Origin of the sequence: Streptomyces sp. NPDC127117 (assembly GCF_042677325.1) — a bacterium.
Lineage (GTDB): Bacteria > Actinomycetota > Actinomycetes > Streptomycetales > Streptomycetaceae > Streptomyces.
The window spans coordinates 75,450-95,674 of record NZ_JBHXTM010000027.1; the positions used below are offsets into that span (position 1 = coordinate 75,450).

General features: G+C 70.9%; 21 protein-coding genes. 17 read left to right on the plus strand and 4 right to left on the minus strand.

All coding sequences use genetic code 11. From position 1 onward, the window contains the following. Positions 1-186: 186 nt before the first annotated feature. Positions 187-852 carry a DUF4232 domain-containing protein gene (locus tag ACFVH0_RS23725; RefSeq protein WP_385823048.1) on the plus strand — a complete coding sequence of 222 codons (666 nt, stop codon included), beginning with the start codon at positions 187-189 and terminating at the stop codon, positions 850-852. Positions 853-901: 49 nt separating this feature from the next. Here the strand turns inward: ACFVH0_RS23725 and ACFVH0_RS23730 are convergent, their stop codons facing one another. After that, positions 902-1,528: a rhomboid family intramembrane serine protease gene (locus ACFVH0_RS23730; protein WP_385823050.1), complete on the minus strand. Its 627-nt coding sequence runs from the start codon at positions 1,526-1,528 to the stop codon at positions 902-904. A gap of 119 nt (positions 1,529-1,647) precedes the next feature. Between ACFVH0_RS23730 and ACFVH0_RS23735 the strand changes: the two genes are divergently transcribed. Continuing rightward, positions 1,648-2,340 (plus strand): UbiX family flavin prenyltransferase, encoded by a 693-nt coding sequence (locus ACFVH0_RS23735; RefSeq protein WP_385823052.1) that lies wholly within the window; start codon positions 1,648-1,650, stop codon positions 2,338-2,340. Positions 2,341-2,348: 8 nt separating this feature from the next. On the opposite strand, the gene ACFVH0_RS23740 is transcribed toward ACFVH0_RS23735, so the two are convergent. After that, complete coding sequence (locus ACFVH0_RS23740) at positions 2,349-2,483, minus strand: hypothetical protein (protein ID WP_256260259.1); 135 nt, start codon at positions 2,481-2,483, stop codon at positions 2,349-2,351. Between the two features lie 132 nt (positions 2,484-2,615). Between ACFVH0_RS23740 and ACFVH0_RS23745 the strand changes: the two genes are divergently transcribed. From ACFVH0_RS23745 to ACFVH0_RS23770, 6 genes are all read left to right on the plus strand, one after another. Further along, positions 2,616-3,071, plus strand: a complete 456-nt coding sequence (locus tag ACFVH0_RS23745) for an Lrp/AsnC family transcriptional regulator (protein ID WP_093540069.1) — start codon at positions 2,616-2,618, stop codon at positions 3,069-3,071. A gap of 95 nt (positions 3,072-3,166) precedes the next feature. After that, positions 3,167-4,330: an aminofutalosine synthase MqnE gene (gene mqnE / locus ACFVH0_RS23750; protein WP_385823054.1), complete on the plus strand. Its 1,164-nt coding sequence runs from the start codon at positions 3,167-3,169 to the stop codon at positions 4,328-4,330. 111 nt (positions 4,331-4,441) lie between these two features. Next, positions 4,442-4,969 carry a GNAT family N-acetyltransferase gene (locus ACFVH0_RS23755; RefSeq protein ID WP_385823055.1) on the plus strand — a complete coding sequence of 176 codons (528 nt, stop codon included), beginning with the start codon at positions 4,442-4,444 and terminating at the stop codon, positions 4,967-4,969. A 151-nt stretch (positions 4,970-5,120) separates the two neighbouring features. Further along, positions 5,121-5,375 (plus strand): DUF4229 domain-containing protein, encoded by a 255-nt coding sequence (locus ACFVH0_RS23760; protein ID WP_385823057.1) that lies wholly within the window; start codon positions 5,121-5,123, stop codon positions 5,373-5,375. A gap of 430 nt (positions 5,376-5,805) precedes the next feature. Continuing rightward, entirely contained in the window at positions 5,806-7,152 is a 1,347-nt protein-coding gene (locus ACFVH0_RS23765; RefSeq protein WP_385823060.1) for a dicarboxylate/amino acid:cation symporter, read from the plus strand. A gap of 140 nt (positions 7,153-7,292) precedes the next feature. Further along, positions 7,293-7,934: a TetR/AcrR family transcriptional regulator gene (locus ACFVH0_RS23770; RefSeq protein ID WP_385823113.1), complete on the plus strand. Its 642-nt coding sequence runs from the start codon at positions 7,293-7,295 to the stop codon at positions 7,932-7,934. On the opposite strand, the gene ACFVH0_RS23775 is transcribed toward ACFVH0_RS23770, so the two are convergent. Further along, positions 7,876-8,793, minus strand: coding sequence for a MaoC family dehydratase (locus ACFVH0_RS23775; RefSeq protein WP_385823115.1), 918 nt, complete (start codon positions 8,791-8,793; stop codon positions 7,876-7,878). The two genes, ACFVH0_RS23770 and ACFVH0_RS23775, sit on opposite strands and share 59 nt — an antisense overlap. Before the next feature lie 2 nt (positions 8,794-8,795). Then, positions 8,796-10,115, minus strand: a complete 1,320-nt coding sequence (locus tag ACFVH0_RS23780) for a 3-oxoacyl-ACP reductase (RefSeq protein WP_385823062.1) — start codon at positions 10,113-10,115, stop codon at positions 8,796-8,798. A 71-nt stretch (positions 10,116-10,186) separates the two neighbouring features. On the opposite strand from ACFVH0_RS23780, the gene ACFVH0_RS23785 reads away from it, so the two are divergent. From ACFVH0_RS23785 to ACFVH0_RS23825, 9 genes are all read left to right on the plus strand, one after another. Continuing rightward, a complete protein-coding gene (locus ACFVH0_RS23785) occupies positions 10,187-11,455 on the plus strand; it encodes an acetyl-CoA C-acetyltransferase (protein WP_385823064.1) in 1,269 nt (422 codons plus the stop codon). A gap of 164 nt (positions 11,456-11,619) precedes the next feature. Next, complete coding sequence (locus ACFVH0_RS23790; protein WP_385823065.1) at positions 11,620-13,527, plus strand: AMP-dependent synthetase/ligase; 1,908 nt, start codon at positions 11,620-11,622, stop codon at positions 13,525-13,527. A gap of 69 nt (positions 13,528-13,596) precedes the next feature. After that, positions 13,597-14,559, plus strand: coding sequence for a phosphotransferase family protein (locus ACFVH0_RS23795; RefSeq protein WP_385823067.1), 963 nt, complete (start codon positions 13,597-13,599; stop codon positions 14,557-14,559). Positions 14,560-15,054: 495 nt separating this feature from the next. Beyond that, entirely contained in the window at positions 15,055-15,918 is an 864-nt protein-coding gene (locus ACFVH0_RS23800; RefSeq protein ID WP_385823069.1) for an oxaloacetate decarboxylase, read from the plus strand. 134 nt (positions 15,919-16,052) lie between these two features. After that, positions 16,053-16,493: a hypothetical protein gene (locus ACFVH0_RS23805; protein WP_385823071.1), complete on the plus strand. Its 441-nt coding sequence runs from the start codon at positions 16,053-16,055 to the stop codon at positions 16,491-16,493. Between the two features lie 106 nt (positions 16,494-16,599). Continuing rightward, positions 16,600-17,130, plus strand: coding sequence for a hypothetical protein (locus ACFVH0_RS23810; protein ID WP_385823073.1), 531 nt, complete (start codon positions 16,600-16,602; stop codon positions 17,128-17,130). 111 nt (positions 17,131-17,241) lie between these two features. Next, positions 17,242-18,186: an LLM class F420-dependent oxidoreductase gene (locus ACFVH0_RS23815; protein ID WP_385823075.1), complete on the plus strand. Its 945-nt coding sequence runs from the start codon at positions 17,242-17,244 to the stop codon at positions 18,184-18,186. A gap of 10 nt (positions 18,187-18,196) precedes the next feature. Next, a complete protein-coding gene (locus ACFVH0_RS23820) occupies positions 18,197-18,994 on the plus strand; it encodes an SDR family NAD(P)-dependent oxidoreductase (RefSeq protein WP_385823077.1) in 798 nt (265 codons plus the stop codon). A gap of 98 nt (positions 18,995-19,092) precedes the next feature. Further along, positions 19,093-20,214 carry an LLM class flavin-dependent oxidoreductase gene (locus tag ACFVH0_RS23825; protein ID WP_385823079.1) on the plus strand — a complete coding sequence of 374 codons (1,122 nt, stop codon included), beginning with the start codon at positions 19,093-19,095 and terminating at the stop codon, positions 20,212-20,214. The last annotated feature ends 11 nt before the right edge of the window (positions 20,215-20,225 follow it).

Genomic DNA, 20,225 nt, shown 5'->3' on the forward strand with positions numbered 1-20,225 from the left:
CCGGTTCCGGGTGTGTCCGGCGGCGCGCGCAACCGTGTCCGGCGGCGTGTGTAACAGGGATGTCCTAGGGCTGTATTAGAGGATGGCCGGGCGGAACGCGTCGCCCGGCGGGGTGGCTCTTGGTGATCAGGAACGCTCGCTCGTACCGAGCAGCCGTCACCTCCCACCGATCCTGAGGACGAAATGATGCGCGTACGCAAGCTCACCTTCGCAGCCCTGGCCGTCGCCGCAGGTCTCTCGCTCACGGCCTGTCAGAACGGCGAGGACGACCCGGGGCAGGGCGCCCCGCCGGCCGCGTCCGGCGCGGCTTCCGCGAGCGGCGGTTCGGGTTCGGGCGGTGCGGATCAGGGCGCCGGGAAGGACTCCGACGGGAAGGGGTCGGGTGGGCAGGGTACGGCCGCCGGGACCGGCTCCGACGTGAACGGCAAGGTCGGCAAGTGCCGCACCGACGAGCTGGAGATCACGGCGAGCGACAGCACCGTCGGCGGCGACACCGAGGGGACCGTGGCGGTGCAGCTGAAGAACGGCGGCGGCCGGGACTGTGTGCTGTCCGGGTACGCGGGTGTCGACCTGAAGACCAGCTCGGGGTCGCTGTCCGCGGAGCGCACCGGTGAGAAGTCCACCCCGATGACCCTCAAGGACGGGAAGTCGGTGTACTTCGGCATCAGCTACCCGGTCAACGAGTCGGGCGGCTCCGGCGTCCGCGTCACCGGGCTGGTGGTGACCCCGCCGGACGAGACGAAGTCGGTCACCCTCGACTGGCCGGGCGCCGCCACGCTGCCCGTCACGGACGGCTCCGGCTCCCAGGTGAAGGTCGGCCCGATGGGCAGCGCCGGCCAGGGCGAGGGCTGACCCGGACACACCGGCTCCGTCCGCGCTCTACGGTATGAGCGGCCGCGCTCTACGGTATGAGCGGCCGCGCGGACGTCGCTGTGGCCCGGCCGCGCGCGGGGCGGCGGAAGACGAACGCCGCCGCCACACCCGCCGCCAGCCCGAAGAGGTGCCCCTGCCAGCTGACCGAGGTGTTGGCGGGGGAGATTCCCACCAGGATCGACGAGCCCCATATCGCGCCGATCAGCAGTCCGGCGCCGATGTCGAGCATTCTGCGGTCCACGAAGCCCCGGACGAGCAGATAGCCGAAGAGGCCGAAGACCAGCCCGGACGCGCCCGCCGTGTTGGAGCCGTCCGGCGAGACCAGCCAGACACCGAGCCCGTCGACCACGATGATCATCGCGGCCACGGCGGCGAATCTGCGGACGCCGCTGAGCGCGGCGAGGAAGCCGAAGACCAGCAGCGGCACGCTGTTGGAGGCGACATGGCCGAAGCCGAAGTGGATGAAGGACGCGGGCACGACGTCCAGCAGCTCGGCGGCCCGGCGGGGCTCGATCCCGAAGCCGTCCAGCGAATGGCCGGTCGAGGCGTCGACGATTTCGAGCAGCCAGAGGAAGGCCACCCAGCCCAGCATCAGCTTGGCCGCGGTCCTCGCGCGGCCTCCCGCACTCCACGCCGGTGCGGATCGGTCCGGCATCACGGCCATGGTGCCCCCTGGTGTCCTCTGATGTTCCCTGCCGCCCCTGCTCCCGGCCCTGGAACGAGCGGGGCACCTTACTCGGTTCCGGTTTCGCGCCGCCGGATAGGCTCGGGTATGTGGATTCCGGGACTTCAGTCAGTCAGCACCAGCGACAGCCTTGGATTGTCGGGGTTTCAGGCGCTTCGGGCACCCCTTTCGCCGCCGCCGTGCTCCGCGGCCTGCTGGCCGCCGGGGAGAGCGTCGATCTGGTGGTGAGCCGGGCCTCCCGGCTGACCCTGCTGGACGAGACCGGGATCGCGTTCCGCGACGCGCACTGGCAGGAGGATCTGCGCGGCTGGCTGGCGCGCGGGGCGGACGGGAAGCCGCACACCTTCGACGTGGACGTCGCGGACGTACGGCACTGGGCGGCCGGTGATCTCGCGGCCGGACCGTCCTCGGGCTCGTACCCGGCGAAGGGGATGCTGATCGTCCCGGCCTCGACGGCCTGTGTGGCCGGAGTGGCGCTCGGGCTCTCGAAGGATCTGCTCCAGCGGGCCGCGAGCGTGACGCTCAAGGAACGGCGGAAGCTGGTCGTCGCGGTGCGGGAGACTCCGCTCAACGGTCAGACGCTGAAGCATCTGGTGGGCCTGGACGAGGCGGGCGCCGTGGTGCTGCCCGCCTCTCCGGCGTTCTACGCGGGGGCGACGCACATCCAGGATCTGGTGGACTTCGTCGCCGGGCGGGTACTGGACGCGGCGGGCGTGCCGCACGACCTGTACCGCCGGTGGGAGGGAGAGCTCGGTGGCGGCTCCCGCGACTCCCGTGGCTGACCCCGGGGTCAGCGCTTCTTCATGGCGCGCGGCTTACGGGTCCGGTCGACCCGGTGCGCGGCGGCGGGCTGATGGGCACGCGAGCGGTTGGCCAGGTCCTGCAGCTCGCGCATTCGGGCGTAGGCCATCTCGATCGTGTACACGGTGTTCTCACTCCTGAAGATTCGAAAGCATTTTTTGGATGTTCGGAAAGATTTGCAGGCGATGAAGCCTGCATGCCTTAGATTCTACACGTAGACTCGCGATACTGCTGAACAATGGAAGGTTTCAGTCACATGGACGCGGTGGACAGGCAGCTCATCCAGGCCCTCAGGGAGAACGGCAGGGCCTCGTACGCCGAGCTGGGACGGCTCGTGGGGCTCTCCGGGCCCAGCGTCACCGACCGCATCAACCGGCTGGAAACCGCCGGTGTCATCACCGGCTACCGCGCCACCGTCGACGCCGCGTCCCTCGGGCTCGGGGTCACGGCCCTGATCGGTATCTCGCTCTCCGACGCCGCCGATCACGAGGACGTGGCACGTCGGCTGAAGGACCTCGCGGAGATCGAGGACGCCTGGTTCATCGCGGGCGACGACTCGTACATGCTCAAGGTGCGCGTCGGCGATGTGGACGGTCTGGAGAAGACCATCCGCCGGCTCAGCGGCACGCGGGGCGTCTCGCGCACCCGGACCACGATCGTGCTCTCCACCAAGTGGGAGAACCGGGTCGGGGAACTTCCCGAGGAGTCGTAGGCGTAACGTGGTGGAGCCCCCGGGGGACCGGGGGTTTCACCCGGTATCAACCGTCCGGGAAACGCACAGCACGTCGACAACTGGGAGGCAGCCGCATGGACGTCGGGCTCAAGCGCGAGCTGGAGGAGAAGGTCCGCGCAGGAGAGCGGCTGACCCGTGAGGACGGCATCGCCCTCTACGAGTCGGACGACCTGGCCTGGCTCGGTGGCCTCGCCCACGAGGTGCGCACGCGCAAGAACGGCGACGTCGTGCACTTCAACGTCAACCGGCACCTCAACATGACGAACGTGTGCACCGCGTCGTGCGCGTACTGCTCGTTCCAGCGCAAGCCGGGCGAGAAGGACGCGTACACCATGCGCATCGAGGAGGCCGTCCGCCTCGCGAAGGCGATGGAGGGCGAGAACCTCACCGAGCTGCACATCGTCAACGGGCTGCACCCCACCCTGCCGTGGCGCTACTACCCGCGCTCGCTGAGCGCGCTGAAGGAAGCCCTGCCGCAGGTCTCCCTCAAGGCGTTCACCGCCACCGAGATCCACCACTTCGAGACCATCTCCGGGCTCTCCGCCTCCGAGATCCTGGACGAGCTGATCGAGGCCGGCCTGGAGTCGCTGACCGGCGGCGGCGCGGAGATCTTCGACTGGGAGGTCCGTCAGCACATCGTGGACCACGCCACCCACTGGGAGGACTGGTCGCGGATCCACCGCCTGGCGCACGAGAAGGGGCTCAAGACCCCGGCGACCATGCTGTACGGGCACATCGAGGAGCCCCGGCACCGCGTCGACCACGTGCTGCGGCTGCGCGAGCTCCAGGACGAGACCGGCGGCTTCCAGGTCTTCATCCCGCTGCGCTACCAGCACGACTTCGTGGACATGAAGGACGGCAAGGTCCGCAACAAGCTCCAGGCGCGCACGACGATGGCGACCGGCGCCGAGGCGCTGAAGACCTTCGCGGTCTCCCGGCTGCTCTTCGACAACGTTCCGCACGTCAAGGTCTTCTGGGTGATGCACGGGGTGCAGACCGCCCAGCTCGCGCTGCAGCACGGCGCGGACGACATGGACGGCTCGGTCGTCGAGTACAAGATCACGCACGACGCCGACAACTACGGCACGCCGAACAAGCTCGGCCGCGAGGACCTGCTGGACCTGATCCGCGACGCGGGCTTCCGCCCCGTCGAGCGCAACACCCGGTACGAGATCATCCGCGAGTACCCGGGCCCGGACGCCGAGCGGCGCGAGTCGCCGCAGCCGATGCGGGTCTGACCCGCGGGTCGGTCAGCAGCGAGACATGGGAAAGCCCCGGCCTTCGCCGGGGCTTTCTCGCGTTCTGGACATGGTTTGAGGCGGCGGATAGGTAATGGTTAGTCTGCGCTTATGACGCTTACATTTGAGCTGGACCCCGAGATCGACGGCATACTGCGGGACGGCATCGCCGAGCTGTGGACCGACGTCTCCAACGCGGGCGGCGCGGTCGGCTTCGTACCGCCGGTCACGGCCGACGACATCCGGCCCGAGCTGGACAAGCATCTGAGCGCCATGGCCGAGGGGCGCACCCGCCTGCTGATCGGCCGCGACGAGGACGGTGCCGTCGCCGCCACGGTCTTCCTCGCCCTCAACACCCACCGGCTGATGCGCCACTGGCTCTGGCTCTACACGGTGATGGTCCACCCCCGCCACCAGGGCAAGGGCTACGGCCGCGACCTGATGGACGCCGCGGAGCGGGCGGCCCGCGGGGTGGACGGGATCGAGGCCGTCCGGCTCACCTGCCGCGGCGGCACCGGCGTCGACCGGTTCTACGCCTCCTGCGGATACAAGGAGGTCGGACGGGTGCCGGACGCGATCCGGGTGGCCGACGGGGACGACCGCGACGACATCATCATGCTGCTGCCGCTCGGGCTCTGAGGGTCCGCGCGCACCTTTGGCGGAGCCCTGCGAACTGATCGATTCCGGGGCATGCTTCACTGGTCGGGCAGGATCGAAGGACCGTCATACGTTGAGAGAGAGGCCAACTGTGTCCGCTGCCAAGCCGAGCGCGACGATTCGGTACACCGCGATGCGCCTCAGTATCTTCGTCGGCTGCTTCGCCGTCGCCGCCGTGGCCGTGCACTTCGGCCTGCTGCCCTCCGGGACGAACGGCTCCAATCTCGTCTGGGTGATTCTGCTCGCCCTGGTCCTGTCCGCGCCGCTCAGCTACGTGCTGCTGCGCAAGCAGCGCGACGAGATGTCCGAGCAGATCGTGTCCACGGTCGACCGCGCCAAGGAGCGCCTCGAAGCGAACCGGACCCGCGAGGACCACGTCACCCTCTGACCGCGGTGGCGGTGACATGAGGGTTCTGTAGGGGCTGCGTAAGCTTCCTCACATCCGCATGGTTTCCGTTCGAAACCCCAGCGCCGGAGCGTCCGCTCCTGTACTGGGGTTTTGTCGTTCCCGCGGGGGTGCGGGGCGCGGTGACGGCTCCGCTGCCGGGTGATCGGGGTCAAAGAAGAGCTTTGAGGTTCTCAAAGTTCAAGTGTTAACGTGTTCGACATGAAGACAGCAGTGCGCCATCGATTCGCCGCGAGCGTCCCGCTCGTGGAGCGCCTGCACGTCGATCTCTGCCGCTGTATGTCCGCGGTCTGTTGCCGCAACGTCTGAACCGGCACCATGCAGCGGCGCCGCCCCTGACGCGGGCGCCGCACCCCCGTCCCCCGCACAGCCGTCCCCGTGCGCCCCGATGCGTCACATCTGGAGTGTGTCCGTGTCCGCGAACCCCGCGTCCACCGCCGCCGGCAGTCCGTCCGGCTCCGGTTTCCGTATCCCCAAGGTCCCGTTCTGGGCCCAGATAGTCGCCGGTCTCGTCCTCGGTGTCGTACTCGGCTGGATCACGCGTACGTACGACATCGGCTGGCTCTACACCACGCTCGACAAGGTCGGCCACATCTTCGTCCAGCTGCTGAAGCTGGCCGTCGCGCCCCTCGTCTTCTTCGCGATCCTGGTGTCGATCACCAACCTGCGCAAGGTCAACAACGCCGCCCGGCTGGCCACCCGCACCCTGCTCTGGTTCATGATCACCTCGCTGATCGCGGTCGCCATCGGCCTCACGATCGGCCTGATCACCAACCCGGGCTCCGGAACGGGCCTCACGCCGAAGGACGGCAAGCTGCCGGAGCACGCGGGCTCCTGGCTCGACTTCCTGACCGGCATCATCCCGGACAACGTGATCACCCCGTTCACCGAGCTGAACGTGCTCCAGATCGTCTTCATGGCCGCCGTCGCCGGTATCGCCGCGCTCCAGCTCGGCGAGAAGGCCCAGCCGATCCTCACCCTCAGCGAGTCCGTCCTGGAACTCCTCCAGAAGGCCCTGTGGTGGGTCATCCGCCTCGCCCCCATCGGCACCGTCGGCCTCATCGGCTACGCGATCGCCGACTACGGCTGGGACCTGATCGGCAAGTACGCGACGTTCACCGCCGACGTCTACATCGGCTGCGCCCTGGTGCTGTTCGGCGTGTACCCGCTGCTGCTCGCCACCGTCGCCAAGCTCAGCCCGGTGCAGTTCTTCAAGGGCGCCTGGCCGGCGATCCAGCTTGCCTTCGTCTCCCGCTCCTCGGTCGGCACCATGCCGGTCACCCAGAAGGTCACCGAGCGCCTCGGCGTCCCGAAGGAGTACGCCTCCTTCTCCGTCCCGTTCGGCGCCACCACCAAGATGGACGGCTGCGCCGCGATCTACCCGGCGCTGGCGGCGATCTTCATCGCGCAGATCTTCGACGTCCAGCTGGGTGTCGGTGACTACGTCCTGATCGCGTTCGTCTCGGTGATCGGCTCGGCGGCCACCGCCGGACTCACCGGCGCGACGGTCATGCTGACCCTCACCCTGTCGACGCTGGGCCTCCCGCTGGAGGGCGTCGGCCTGCTCATGGCCATCGACCCGATCCTGGACATGATGAGGACGGCCACGAACGTGGCCGGGCAGGCGCTGGTCCCGGTGATCGTCTCCGCCCGCGAGAAGATCCTCGACCACGACGCGTACAACTCGGCCACGTCCTCGCCGGTCGACGGCGACGAGGTGCGCGAGAGCGAGCCGCAGAAGGTGGCGGTCGCCGCGTAACCACGCACAAGCACGGCACACAGGAGCGCCCCCGGTCCGCCTCGCGGCAGGACCGGGGGCGCTCGCGCGCCGTACCCTTACCGGGGAGTGGCACACGGGGGTGGGAGGAAGTCGACGTGGGTGCTGTGAAGAGCAAACGGATGCCGCGGGCCGTGCGTGAGCAGCAGATGATGGACGCCGCCGTGCAGACCTTCGGGCAGCGCGGCTACCGGGCCGCCTCGATGGATGAGATCGCCGAGCTGGCGGGGGTGTCCAAGCCGCTGGTCTATCTGTATCTCAACTCCAAGGAAGAGCTCTTCACCGCCTGCATCAGGCGGGAGGCGAAAGCGCTGGTCGAAGCGGTGCGGGCGGGGGCGGAGCCGGGGCTGCCGGCCGACCGGCAACTGTGGTCCGGGCTGCGGGCGTTCTTCACGCACACGGCGGAGCACCCGGACGGCTGGGCGGTGCTGCACCGCCAGGCGCGTACGCACGGGGAGCCGTTCGCCAACGAGGTGACGGCGATGCGGGACGAGATCGTTGCTTTCGTGACGGAGCTGATCGGGGCGGCGGCGCGCGAGGCGCACCACGATCCGGCGCTCCCCGACCGCGATGTGTCGGGGCTTGCGCAGGCGCTGGTGGGGGCCGCGGAGTCGCTCGCCGGGTGGGCGAACGAGACCCCGGGCGTCTCGGCGAAGGAGGCCGCGGCCACCCTGATGAACTTCTCCTGGGCGGGGCTGGAGAACCTTATGAACGGCCGTCCCTGGCAGCCGCCGGGCCCGGCGCGTGGCGGATCCGGCCGGTGAGGTGGATGCGGCCGGCGGAGCGCAGCTGGAAGCCGGTGGCGTCCGCCGCGTAGGTGACGGTGGCGGGCAGCAGGACGGGGGCCCTGAAGTCGGCCCGTACGCCGTGGACTTCGTGGGGGTCCGTTGTCTCGGCCAGGCAGCGGGCGACGGTCCACATGCCGTGGGCGATGGCCCGGGGGAAGCCGAAGAGCCGGGCGGTGAGCGGGTACAGGTGGATGGGGTTCCGGTCGCCCGAGGCGGCACCGTACCGCCGTCCCAGATCGCCGGGCAGCCGCCACTCGGCGACGGCGGGCAGCTCCGGGACCGGCGCGGTGTCCCCGGGGGCGGGGTCGGTGTGCGTCGGTGTGGGGGCGGTGTCCTCCGGGGTGGGGTCGGGGCCGGTGCCTGCCGGGCCGGTGCCGGGGTGCGTCGCGTGCCGGGACAGATAGCCGCTGCGGGACTCCCAGACCAGTTCACCCGCCAGCCGTGCCTCGGTGACCATCGTGACCTCGGTGCCGCGCCGGTGCGGTGCCAGGCTCTCGGCGTACACCGTGAGTTCGGGCCGGTCCGTGGGGTGCAGCGTCCGGTGCCGGGTGATCTCGATCCAGGTGTGGACGAGTCCGACGACCGGGAGCGGGAACCTCCGGGCGGTCATCAGCCGCATGGCGAGCGGAAATCCCAGCACATGCGGATAGGTGAGCGGCAGGGTGTCCTGCTCGGCGAAGCCGCAGATCCGGCGGTACGAGGCGAGCGGCCCGGCCGCGATCGGCGCGGCCGGGAGCACGGCCCGGTCGGTCGGCAGGGTGGCGCCGGGGCGGCCGGCCCGTTTGAACGGGGAGGTGACGGCGCCCCGTACGAGTGCCGCGTTCAGGCTCGGCACGGTCACGCCCCCAGCAGGCTCTGGCCGCAGACCCGTACGACCTGGCCGTTGACGGCCGTCGAGGCGGGCTGGGCGAACCAGGCGGTCGTCTCGGCGACGTCGACCGGGAGGCCGCCCTGGGCGAGGGAGTTCATCCGGCGGCCCGCCTCCCGGATGAGGAGGGGGACGGCCGCGGTCATCTTCGTCTCGATGAAGCCGGGGGCCACCGCGTTGACCGTGACGTCGTGGTCGGCGGCGGCGCGCGGTGCCAGTGCGCGGACCAGCCCGATGATGCCCGCCTTGCTCGCCGCGTAGTTCGTCTGGCCGTTGTTGCCCGCGATGCCGGCGATGGACGCGGTGGCGACGATCCGGCCGCCGCGGTTGACGGTGCCCGCCTTCAGCAGTGCGTCGGTGGTGCGCAGCACGCTGCCGAGGTTCACGTCGACGACCGAGGCCCAGCGTTCGGCCGGCATGTTGGCGAGGCGGCGGTCGCGGGTGATGCCCGCGTTGTGGACGAGGATGTCGAGGCCGTCGGGGGCCGCGGCGGCGATCCGTTCCGCGGCGTCGTCCGCGGTGATGTCCAGTGGCAGCGCGGTGGCGCCGAGCGCGTCGGCGGTCCGGGTCAGCTCGTCGCCGGTCCGGGGGATGTCCAGGCAGATCACCCGGGCGCCGTCGCGGGCCAGCACCGAGGCGACCGAGGCGCCGATGCCGCGCGCCGCGCCGGTGACCAGCGCGGTGCGCCCGGCGAGCGGCGCCGTCCAGTCGGCGACCGGTCCGGGGGTGGCGGCGGTCAGCTCGATCACCTGGCCGCTGATGTACGCGGAGCGGGGCGAGAGCAGGAAACGCAGGGTGGATTCGGCCGTGCCGACGGCTTCCGGCGCGATGCGGAGCAGTTGTACGGTGGCGCCCCTGCCGATCTCCTTGCCCAGCGAGCGTACGAACCCCTCCAGCGCCTGCTGGGCGGCGGCCTGATGGTGGTCGTCGGCCGACGGCCGCACCCCCAGCACCACGACGCGCCCGCCCGGGGCGAGGGAACGGACCACCGGGTGCAGCGCCGCGTGGACCCCGGCCAGCTTGCCGGGGGTGTCGACGGCCGTCGCGTCCAGCACGATTCCGGCGGGGCGTTCGGCGCTCGCGGTGACTTCGAGGCCGGTGGCGGCGAGGAGTGCGCCGAGCTCTTCGGTGGCCGTGGAGTCCCCGGCGGTGAGGTGCAGCAGCGGGCCGTCCAGCGTCGGTGTCCTCGGTGACCAGCGGCGCAGCGGGGCGGGCTGCGGGAGTCCGAGCCTCCGGGTGAGAAATCGGCCGGGTGCTGTGCCGGTGAAGTGCAGATAGCGGTCGGCCATTGTCCAGACTCCCTGCTCGGTCGTAGATTTACTCCAGAGTAAGGTTACTCAAGAGTCAGGAGCTGGTCGAGATGATCCCCCTCGAACTCCCGCAGCCCCGCAGGGTCGCGGTCATCGGCGGCAGCCGCGTTCCGTTCGCGCGCTCCGACGGCCCGTACGCGCACTCCTCCAACCAGCAGCTGCTCACGGCCGCGCTGGGCGGCCTGGTCGAGCGGTTCGGTCTCCAGGGGGAGCGGGTCGGCGAGTTCGTCGCGGGCGCCGTGCTCAAGCACAGCCGCGACTTCAACCTGGCCCGGGAGACCGTGCTCGGCTCGGCGCTCGACCCGAGCACCCCCGCGTACGACATCCAGCAGGCGTGCGGCACCGGCCTCCAGGCGGTCGTCGCCGCCGCGAACAAGATCATGCTCGGGGCGGTCGACTCGGCGATCGCGGGCGGCACCGACACCACGAGCGACGCGCCCCTCGGCGTCAACGACGAGCTGCGCAGGCTGCTGCTCGGCGCCCGGCGGGCGAAGTCGGCGGGCGCCAGGATCAGGGCGATCGCGGGGGTACGTCCCCGGCACCTGGTCCCTGACATCCCGCGCAACGCGGAACCCCGCACCGGCCTGTCGATGGGCGAGCACGCGGCGGTCACCGCCCGCCGGTGGGGCATCACCCGCGAGGACCAGGACCTCCTCGCGGCCACCAGCCACCAGCGGCTCGCGGCCGCGTACGAGCGCGGCTTCCTGGACGACCTCGTGGTCCCGTTCCAGGGCCTGACCCGCGACCAGAACCTCCGCCCCGGCTCCACGGTGGCGAAACTCGCCACGCTGAAGCCGGTGTTCGGCACCGACCACCCCGACGCGACGATGACCGCGGGGAACTCCACCCCGCTCACCGACGGCGCCGCGACCGTACTGCTGGCGAGCGAGGAGTGGGCCCGCGCGCACGACCTGGAGCCGCTCGCCTATCTCTCCCTCCACGAGACGGCCGCCGTGGACTACGTGAACGGCGACGACGGGCTCCTGATGGCCCCGGCGTACGCCGTACCGCGCATGCTGGAGCGCGCGGGGCTCACCATCGAGGACTTCGACCTGTTCGAGATCCACGAGGCCTTCGCCTCCCAGGTGCTGGCCACCCTCGCGGCCTGGGAGAAGCAGGGCCTGGCCCCGGTCGACCGGGACCGGCTCAATGTCGCCGGATCCTCGCTCGCCACCGGGCATCCGTTCGCCGCGACGGGCGCCAGGATCGTCGCGACCCTGGCCCGGCTCCTGGCGGAGCGGGACGCGCCGTCCCGGGGCCTGATCTCGATCTGCGCGGCGGGCGGCCAGGGCGTCACGGCCATCCTCGAACGCCCCTGACGCCCCCGGGCTCCTGACACCCCCCGCGCCCCTGACACCGCTCGCACTCCTGACACCCCTCGCACCCCGCGCCCCTGGCGTCCGACACGCCTCTGACGCCTCAGACGAACCGGCCGCCGGACGGACCCGGCGAGATCGCCCGACCCCACGTTGAGGAGCCGCACGTGTCCACGCCACCCAACGCCCCCGCCCCCGTCCCCACCCTCGTCGAGCCGACCAGGGTCAGGGGCGCCGACGGCTCGGTGCGACAGGTCTCCGTACCGCCGGCCGCGCCGCCCGTCCGCCGCGGCTCGCTCGCCGAGATCCCGTTCGACAACGCCCGCGAGGTCCCCGCCGACGCCGTGCTCAGCCGCAAGCAGCCGGACGGCGGCTGGCGGGACGTGACGGCGGCGGAATTCGCCGACGAGGTGCTCGCCGTCGCCAAGGGGCTCATCGCGGAGGGCCTCGGCGCGGGCGACCGGATCGCGATCATGTCCCGTACCACCTACGAGTGGACCCTGCTCGACTTCGCGGCCTGGGCCGCCGGGCTCGTCACCGTCCCGATCTACCCGACCTCCTCGGCCTTCCAGACCCGGTGGATACTCCAGGACTCCGGCGCCGTCGCGTGCGCCGTCGAGACCGCGGACCAGGGCCGGCTGATCAGCCAGGAGCGCAAGCAGCTCGGCGGTCTGGCCCATCTGTGGCAGTTCGACACGGGCGCGCTCGGCCGGCTGAAGACCCTCGGCCGGGACATCCCCGACGGCACCGTCGCCGCCCGCCGCGCCACGCTGGAGCCGGAGACCCCCGCCACCCTCATCTACACCTCCGGCACCACCGGCCGCCCCAAGGGCTGTGTGCTCAGCCACGGCAACTTCTTCGCCGAGGTCGACAACGCGATCGAACTGCTCCACCCGGTCTTCAAATCGGTCAGCAAGGATCCCGCGTCCACCCTGCTCTTCCTCCCGCTCTCCCATGTCTTCGGGCGGATGGTCGCGATCGGCTGTCTGCGGGCCCGGGTCCGCCTCGGGCATGCCCCGTCCATCCAGACCGAGGACCTGCTCGCCGACCTGGCGGGGTTCAAGCCGTCGTTCCTGCTGGCCATCCCGTACGTGCTGGAGAAGGTCTACAACACCGGCCGCGCCACCGCCGAGAAGATGGGCCGCGCCTCGTCCTTCGACCGCGCCGCGCGGATCGCCCAGCGGTACGGGGAGGCCGTCGAGGCCGCCGAACACGGCACCGGCCCCGGTCCGGGGCTGGGCCTGCGGGCTGCCCGCGCGCTGTACGACCCGCTGGTCTACCGCCGGATCCGGGCCGCGCTCGGCGGCCATGTCCGGTACGCGATCTGCGGCGGCTCCCCGCTGGGCCACCGGCTCGCGGCGTTCTACGCGGGCGCGGGCATCGAGATCTTCGAGGGCTACGGCCTCACCGAGACCACCGCCGCCGCCACCGTCACCCCGCCGCTCAAGCCGCGCCTGGGCACCGTCGGCTGGCCGCTGCCCGGCACCGCCGTGCGGATCGCGGACGACGGTGAGGTGCTGCTCAGCGGTGGTCAGGTGTGCCAGGGCTACTGGGACGCCGAACAGGGCCGGCCGGTGCCCGTGCAGGAGGGCGGCTGGTTCGCCACCGGGGACCTGGGCGCGCTCGACGAGGACGGCTACCTCACGATCACCGGCCGCAAGAAGGACATCATCATCACTTCCGGCGGCAAGAACGTGACCCCGGCGCCCCTGGAGGACTGGCTGCGCGCCCACCCCCTGGTCAGCCAGTGCATGGTGGTCGGCGACAACCGCTCCTTCATCACCGCCCTGATCACCCTGGAGCCGGACGGGCTCTCCCACTGGCGGCAGATGAAGAAGAAGCAGAACGTGCCGATGCGGGAACTCGTCGACGACGAGGAGCTGCGCACGGCGCTGCAACGCGCCGTCGACGAGGCCAACCGGCTGGTCTCCCGCGCGGAGTCGATCCGTGAATTCGCCGTCCTGCCCGTGGACTTCACCGAGGAGGGCGGCCATCTGACGCCCTCGCTGAAGCTGAAGCGGGACGCGATCGCGCGGGACTTCGAGACGGAGATCGAGGCGCTGTACCGGAAGTGAGCGACACCGGAGGGGCGTCCGTCCCGCACCGCTGACGGGCGCCCGCGCACGCCGTCGTACGCTTCTCGCATGGGTGAAGCGGCGGACGGCGGAACCGGCTGGACGGCGACCCGCGCGTGGGTCGGGAAACACCTGGCGGCGGGGGAGCGGATCGAGCGCGTGGAGCTGCTGCGGGGCGGCTGGTCCGCGCAGATGCGGCGGCTGGACATCTCCGGTCCGCAGGGCGGGCGTTCGCTGGTCCTGCGGTCCTTCGTCAAGCCCTTCTACGTGCGCCACGCGCCGGGACTGCTCACCCGCGAGGCGGACGTCCTGCGCCTGCTGGGCGGCACGGACATCCCGGTGGCGCGGTGCGTGGCCGTCGATCCCCGGGGCGAACACTGCGACCACCCCTCGCTGTTGATGAGCCTGCTGCCCGGCGAGGTGCGGGTCGACGACGCCGGGGCGGCGGAGCGCGGCGGGCTGCTGGCCGCGCAGTTGGCCGCCGTCCACCGGGTCGAGACCGACGGCCGGACCCGGCCGCGCGACTACGAGGCGTGGACCGCGCCGGACCGGGTGCGGGTGCCCGGGGCCACTGCCCGGCCGCTGCTGTGGCGGCGGGCGGTGGACGTGATCCGCCGTGAACCGCCCTCGTACGTACCGCATTTCCTGCACCGCGACTTCCATCCCGGCAATGTGCTCTTTCTCGGCGAGGGCCCGCGGCTGCGGATCGGCGGGGTCGTCGACTGGGTCGAGACCTCCTGGGGCCCGGCCGACCTGGACGTCGCCCACTGCTCGACGGCGCTGGCCTTGCTGCACGGCCCCTCGGTGGGGATGGGCTTCGCCGGGCAGTACGCGGCGGCGGGCGGACGGGCGCTCGCGTCCGGGGCGGACCATCTGTACTGGCGGCTGCTGGACGCGCTCGCCCACGCCCCCGACGCGGAGAAGGTGGCGGTGCCGTGGCGGGAGCTGGGGCGGACCGATCTGACGCCCGGGGTGCTCATGGAGCGCCTGGAAAACTATGTGGAGCGCTTGCTCGAACAGTTCGACCGGTAGGCATGTCGCCGACGTTCCCCGCAGGGGTGGAACGTTACTGCTGAAGAGGCGTGGCGAAACGCCGGGCGGCGCTCTTCCGCGCTGTCACCCCGGCGGTGCCGTAGAACGTCAACACGGCGTATACGCAGGCCATTCGTCGCTTTCCCGAGTTGTTGTTTCGGATGATCCGAAAGAAAGCAGCCGCCGGATTCCGTGCGCCTCCAACAAGCCCCCGGCGCACACCCGAGAAGCCTCGCACGCAAGGTAAAAAGCGGCGCGTAGCTGAGTAAAGACACGGTCATGGCTGTATAGATATACGCGTCTTCGCAAGAGGGCAGCTTTTTACGTCCTGTGCGGGCGGCCGGAATGCCGCTGCCTCTTTTTGGTGGGCGAGTCCACGCGCGGTGTTTCGGCACCCGCGCCATCAGTGACTCGGGGGCCGGTATCGACGGAGCCCGCAGCACCCGGGACGGCATCGCTCAACTTCCGTTCATCCATTGGTCAAGGAGAGACGCTGTGAGTTACGGAACTGCGCTGAGGGACGAAGTCCGGTCCCCGGGAACGACTCCGCTCATCGGTATTTACGACATGTACTCGGCCTCGGTCGTGGCCCGGCACTACGACGGGTTCTTCGTGTCCGGCTTCGGCTTCGCCGCCTCGCACTACGGGCTCCCCGACATCGGCTTCATCGCCTGGCCGGACATGGTGGCCTTCGTGGAGCGGCTGCGGCTGGCCTTCCCCACCCACCACCTGCTGGTGGACATCGACGACGGCTACGTCGACCCCGAGGTGGCCTGCCACGTGGTGCAGCGGCTGGAGCGGATCGGCGCCTCCGGAGTGATCCTGGAGGACCAGAAGCGCCCGCGCAGGTGCGGCCACGCGGACGGCAAGCAGGTGCTGCCGCTGGAGGAGTACCTGGAGAAGCTCAACCTCGTACTGGAGAGCAGGCGGGACCTGGTGGTCGTGGCGCGCACGGACGCCACGGAGGAGTCCGACATCCTGCGCCGCGCGGAGGCGCTGGCCTCGACGGAGGCCGATGTCGTCCTGGTCGACGGGGTGCGCAGCGTCGAGTGGATCAAGCGGATCCGGGAGGTGGTCGGTGACAAGCCGCTGCTCTTCAACCAGATCGCGGGCGGCAAGTCGCCCAGGCTCTCGCTCTCCGAACTCACCGACCTGGACTGCCAGGTGGCCATCTACAGCACGCCCTGCCTCTTCGCCGCGCACGCGGCCATCGACAGCGCGCTGACGGACCTCAAGCGGTCCGACGGGCGGCTCCCCGAGTTCGTGCCCTCCGAGGGGATCGGGGTGCAGCGCTCGACGGAGCTGCTGGAGAAGAACATCAGCAGGCACCACCCCGTCCCTGAGTCCGTGACCGTCTGATCCGGACGTCGCGCCGGGTGCGGTCGGCCCGGCCGGTCGCCGAACCGTCCGAATGCCGGGCCCCGGCGGTGCGTCACCGCGAACCGCCGGGCCCCGGCGTCATGTGCACCACAGGCAAGAAGGAAGAGCAGAACATGGGATTCACCTCGTCGAAGGCGCGTGCGGCCCTGGTGGTCGCCCTCGGGGCGCTCTGCCAGGGCCAGTTGGCCGCCGGAGCGGCCTGGGCCGACGCCCCCGACGGCGGCATGGAGACGCACCACGGTCCGTCCCTGGTCACGATCGACAACTCCAACGCCGACTCCTGGCTGGAGGTGGACCGGACGCTCAATGTGCTGGCCCCCCTGAGCAAGGGCACGGCGGGCAGTGACCACGACGGCGGCGGGGGTGCCATCGACCAGAACGTGTCGACCTCGCAGGGCGTGGGCGTCCAGGCCGCACCGGACGAGAGCGAGGACGAGGAGGAAGAGAAGGAGGAGCGCGAGGAGGCGCGGGGGAGTGCGCCGGCCCCCGAGAGCGCGGCGACCGGCGGGGACGACGACGAGGGCGACGCCGACAACGACGCCGGTCGGCGGTAGGGCGCGGAGCCGCGGGCCGTCCCCGCTCCGCCCCTGCCCCGACCCCCGCTCCGGTGTCCGTGCGCCCGGGGGCACCGTGCGAGGCTGGGCCCGGGAGGTGGCGGCCATGGGTGAGTCGCGGGACGAGGGGACGCGCCCCGGTGGGCGCTTTGTGCTGCACCGGTTCAACGGCTACGAGGAGTACCGCCTCGACACCGCGGAGGTGCGGGTGATCCGCTCGTACGACGGCGACCCGGACGCGGAGGTGACCGTCTGGTTCGAGGTCCGGGCGGACCCCGTCGCCGCGCGGCGCTGCGAGGACACGGCGGACGCGGGCACCGCCCCGTCCGCCGAGGTGGGCGTCGCCATGACGGCGGACGGGGCGGACATCGACCGGCTGGTCGGGCGTACGTTCCTGATGCCGGGTGCGGCCGAGGGCGAGGACTCGGCCATGTCGCTGCTCTACTACTTCGAGCACGAGCCGCTGCGGGACAACCGGATCACGGTCCTCTCGCGCGACGGCGGGCTCCTGCGGCTGCGCTGGACCGGGGAGTGCGAGGACGTGAACTTCTACGACGGGAGCAAGGCGCCGACCCGGGTGGAGATCGAGGGCGAGTTCCTGTTCCGGGACGCCGACGGCCGGCCCCCGGCCCCCTGAGGCATTGCCGCCGCTTCCCACCCCTTGCCTGATGGCGCGTCAGGTATCACGATGGCCCCCGCGCCCGTCAAGTGACGGTGTGTCAGATTCCCTTGGGGAGGAGGCCGTTCGGTGCCGATATCGACCACCGGGCCGCTGTCGTACGGGATGCAGCTGCCGATCCAGTCGCAGAGCACCATCTACGCCGAGGGGTGGGAGGCGGCGGCCACCCCGGCCGATCTCGCCGCGATCGCCCGGACCGCCGACCGCTCCGGCTTCGCCTATCTGGCGAGCTGCGACCACGTCGCGATCCCGAGGCGGCTCGCCGGGGTCATGGGCACCGTCTGGTACGACCCGGTCGCCACCCTCGCCTACCTCGCCGGGATCACCGAGCGGGTCCTGCTGATGAGCCATGTCGCCGTCGTGGGCCTGCGGCACCCACTGGTCACCGCCAAGCAGTACGCCACCCTCGACCACCTCAGCGGCGGCCGGCTGATCCTCGGCGTCGGCGCCGGGCACGTGGCGGAGGAGTTCGAGGCGCTCGGGGCGGACTTCGACGGGCGGGGCGGGGTGCTCGACGAGACCATCGACGCGCTGAAGGCGGCGCTCGGTCCGCAGGAGTACCCGGAGTTCGCGGGGGAGCGGTTCTCCTTCGGCGGCCTCGGGCAGCTGCCGCGCCCGGCCCAGGAGCGGGTGCCGGTCTGGGTGGGCGGCTCCTCGCCGGCCGCGGTGCGCCGGGCGGCCGTACGGGGCGACGGCTGGCTGCCGCAGGGCGATCCGCGGGAGAAGCTGCCCGCGCAGATCGCCCGGCTCAAGGAGCTGCGGGAGGCGGCCGGGGTCGAGGAGCCCATCGTGATCGGCGCGATCACCGAGCCGCTGTACGTCGGTGAGCCGGACTGGTCCGTCGGGCGGCGCACCCTGACCGGAAAGCCGGAGGCCCTCGCGGAGTCGCTGCGCGCGTACGGGGCCATGGGCGTCCATCAGATCCAGGTGCGGTTCCGCAGCCGGAGCCGCAGCGAACTGACCGACCAGATGGCGGCGTTCGCCGCCGAGGTCGCACCCCATCTCGACAGGTAGGAGTCAGGCCATGGGCAAGCTGGACGGGCGGACCGTACTCATCAGCGGAGCGGCGCGCGGGCAGGGCGAGCAGGAGGCGCGGCTCTTCGCCGCGGAGGGCGCGCGGGTGGTGATCGCCGATGTGCTCGACGAGCAGGGCGAGGCGCTGGCCGAGGAGCTGCGGGGGGAGCTGGGGAAGGACGCCGCCAGGTTCGTCCACCTGGACGTGAGCCGGGAGGAGGACTGGCAGGGCGCGGTCGCCGCCGCGAAGGACGCCTTCGGCCGGATCGACGGGCTGGTCAACAACGCGGGGATCCTCCGGTTCAACGAGCTGGTGAGCACGCCGCTGGAGGAGTTCCAGCAGGTGGTGCAGGTCAATCAGGTGGGCGCGTTCCTCGGGATCAAGAACGTCGCGCCCGAGATCGAGGCGGCGGGTGGCGGGACCATCGTCAACACCGCCTCGTACACCGGACTCACGGGCATGGCGTTCGTGGGCGCGTACGCCGCCACCAAGCACGCGGTGCTCGGGCTGACCCGGGTGGCCGCGATGGAGCTGGCCGCGAAGGGGATACGGGTCAACGCCGTCTGCCCCGGCGCCGTGGACACCGCGATGACCAACCCGGCGGCGCTGGATCCGGCCGCGGACCCGGAGGAGTCCAAGGCGGCGGTGGCCGAGCTGTACCGGAAGCTGGTGCCGCTGGGGCGGATCGGGCGGCCGGAGGAGGTGGCGGCACTGGCGCTCTTCCTGACCTCGGAGGACTCCTCGTACATCACCGGACAGCCGTTCGTCATCGACGGGGGATGGCTGGCGGGCGTCAGCCTGTTCTGACGATGCGTCAGGTATTGACGGGTAACGGCGCCGGTGGAACAGTCGGACGCATCAAGATCTGACGGAGTGTCAGAAACGATTGAGGACGGTGAACCCCCTTGGAATTCGGGCTCTTTGTACAGGGGTATGTGCCCGCCGCACGGGCCAAGGTCGACCCAGAGGCAGAGCACAAGGCGCTGATCGAGGAGACCGAGTACGTCATCCAGGCGGACAAGTCCGGCTTCAAGTACGCCTGGGCCTCCGAGCACCACTTCCTGGAGGAGTACTCGCACATCTCGGCCAACGACGTGTACCTGGGATACCTGGCGCACGCCACCGACCGCATCCACCTCGGGTCCGGCATCTTCAACCCGCTGGCCCCGGTCAACCACCCCGTGAAGGTGGCCGAGAAGGTCGCCATGCTCGACCATCTGTCGGAGGGGCGCTTCGAGTTCGGCTCGGGGCGCGGGGCCGGCAGCCACGAGATCCTCGGGTTCATGCCGGGCATCACCGACATGAACCACACCAAGGAGCTCTGGGAAGAGACCATCGCCGAGTTCCCCAAGATGTGGCTCCAGGACGAGTACGTCGGCTTCCAGGGCAAGCACTGGTCGCTGCCGCCGCGCAAGATCCTCCCCAAGCCGTACGGGAAGTCGCACCCGGCGATGTGGTACGCGGCCGGCTCGCCGTCCTCGTACGCGATGGCGGGCAAGAAGGGGCTCGGCGTGCTGGGCTTCAGCGTGCAGAAGGTCTCCGACATGGAGTGGGTCGTCGAGTCGTACAAGACGGCCGTCAAGGAGGCAGAACCCGTCGGGGACTTCGTCAACGACAACGTCATGGTCACCTCCACGGCCATCTGCGCCGAGACGCACGCCAAGGCCGTCGAGATCGCGGTGGGCGGCGGACTGAACTACCTCCAGTCGCTGCTCTTCCGCTACCACGACACCTTCCCCCGGCCCGACGGCATCCCGGAGTGGCCCGAGCTGCTCCCGGAGTACACCGAGGAGATCATCGAGCTGCTGATCGCCGAGGAGCTGATGATCTGCGGCGACCCGGACGAGGTGCTGGCGCAGTGCAAGCGGTGGGAGCAGGCGGGGGCGGACCAGCTGAGCTTCGGGCTGCCGATCGGGGTGAGCCGTCAGGACACGCTGAACTCGATCAAGCTGATCGGTGAGCACGTGATCCCGAAGATCGACACGGACCCGGTGCACCGGACCTCGCGGTTCCGCGACGCGGCGTAGTGGTTTCCGGG

Excerpts from the sequence above, each read along its gene's own strand:
- ACFVH0_RS23725 (WP_385823048.1), top strand. The coding sequence starts at position 187 with ATGCGCGTACGCAAGCTCACCTTCGCAGCCCTGGCCGTCGCCGCAGGT.
- ACFVH0_RS23730 (WP_385823050.1), bottom strand. The coding sequence starts at position 1,528 with ATGCCGGACCGATCCGCACCGGCGTGGAGTGCGGGAGGCCGCGCGAGG.
- ACFVH0_RS23745 (WP_093540069.1), top strand. The coding sequence starts at position 2,616 with ATGGACGCGGTGGACAGGCAGCTCATCCAGGCCCTCAGGGAGAACGGC.
- mqnE (WP_385823054.1), top strand. The coding sequence starts at position 3,167 with ATGGACGTCGGGCTCAAGCGCGAGCTGGAGGAGAAGGTCCGCGCAGGA.
- ACFVH0_RS23755 (WP_385823055.1), top strand. The coding sequence starts at position 4,442 with ATGACGCTTACATTTGAGCTGGACCCCGAGATCGACGGCATACTGCGG.
- ACFVH0_RS23760 (WP_385823057.1), top strand. The coding sequence starts at position 5,121 with ATGCGCCTCAGTATCTTCGTCGGCTGCTTCGCCGTCGCCGCCGTGGCC.
- ACFVH0_RS23770 (WP_385823113.1), top strand. The coding sequence starts at position 7,293 with ATGCCGCGGGCCGTGCGTGAGCAGCAGATGATGGACGCCGCCGTGCAG.
- ACFVH0_RS23780 (WP_385823062.1), bottom strand. The coding sequence starts at position 10,115 with ATGGCCGACCGCTATCTGCACTTCACCGGCACAGCACCCGGCCGATTT.
- ACFVH0_RS23785 (WP_385823064.1), top strand. The coding sequence starts at position 10,187 with ATGATCCCCCTCGAACTCCCGCAGCCCCGCAGGGTCGCGGTCATCGGC.
- ACFVH0_RS23795 (WP_385823067.1), top strand. The coding sequence starts at position 13,597 with ATGGGTGAAGCGGCGGACGGCGGAACCGGCTGGACGGCGACCCGCGCG.
- ACFVH0_RS23805 (WP_385823071.1), top strand. The coding sequence starts at position 16,053 with ATGGGATTCACCTCGTCGAAGGCGCGTGCGGCCCTGGTGGTCGCCCTC.
- ACFVH0_RS23810 (WP_385823073.1), top strand. The coding sequence starts at position 16,600 with ATGGGTGAGTCGCGGGACGAGGGGACGCGCCCCGGTGGGCGCTTTGTG.
- ACFVH0_RS23820 (WP_385823077.1), top strand. The coding sequence starts at position 18,197 with ATGGGCAAGCTGGACGGGCGGACCGTACTCATCAGCGGAGCGGCGCGC.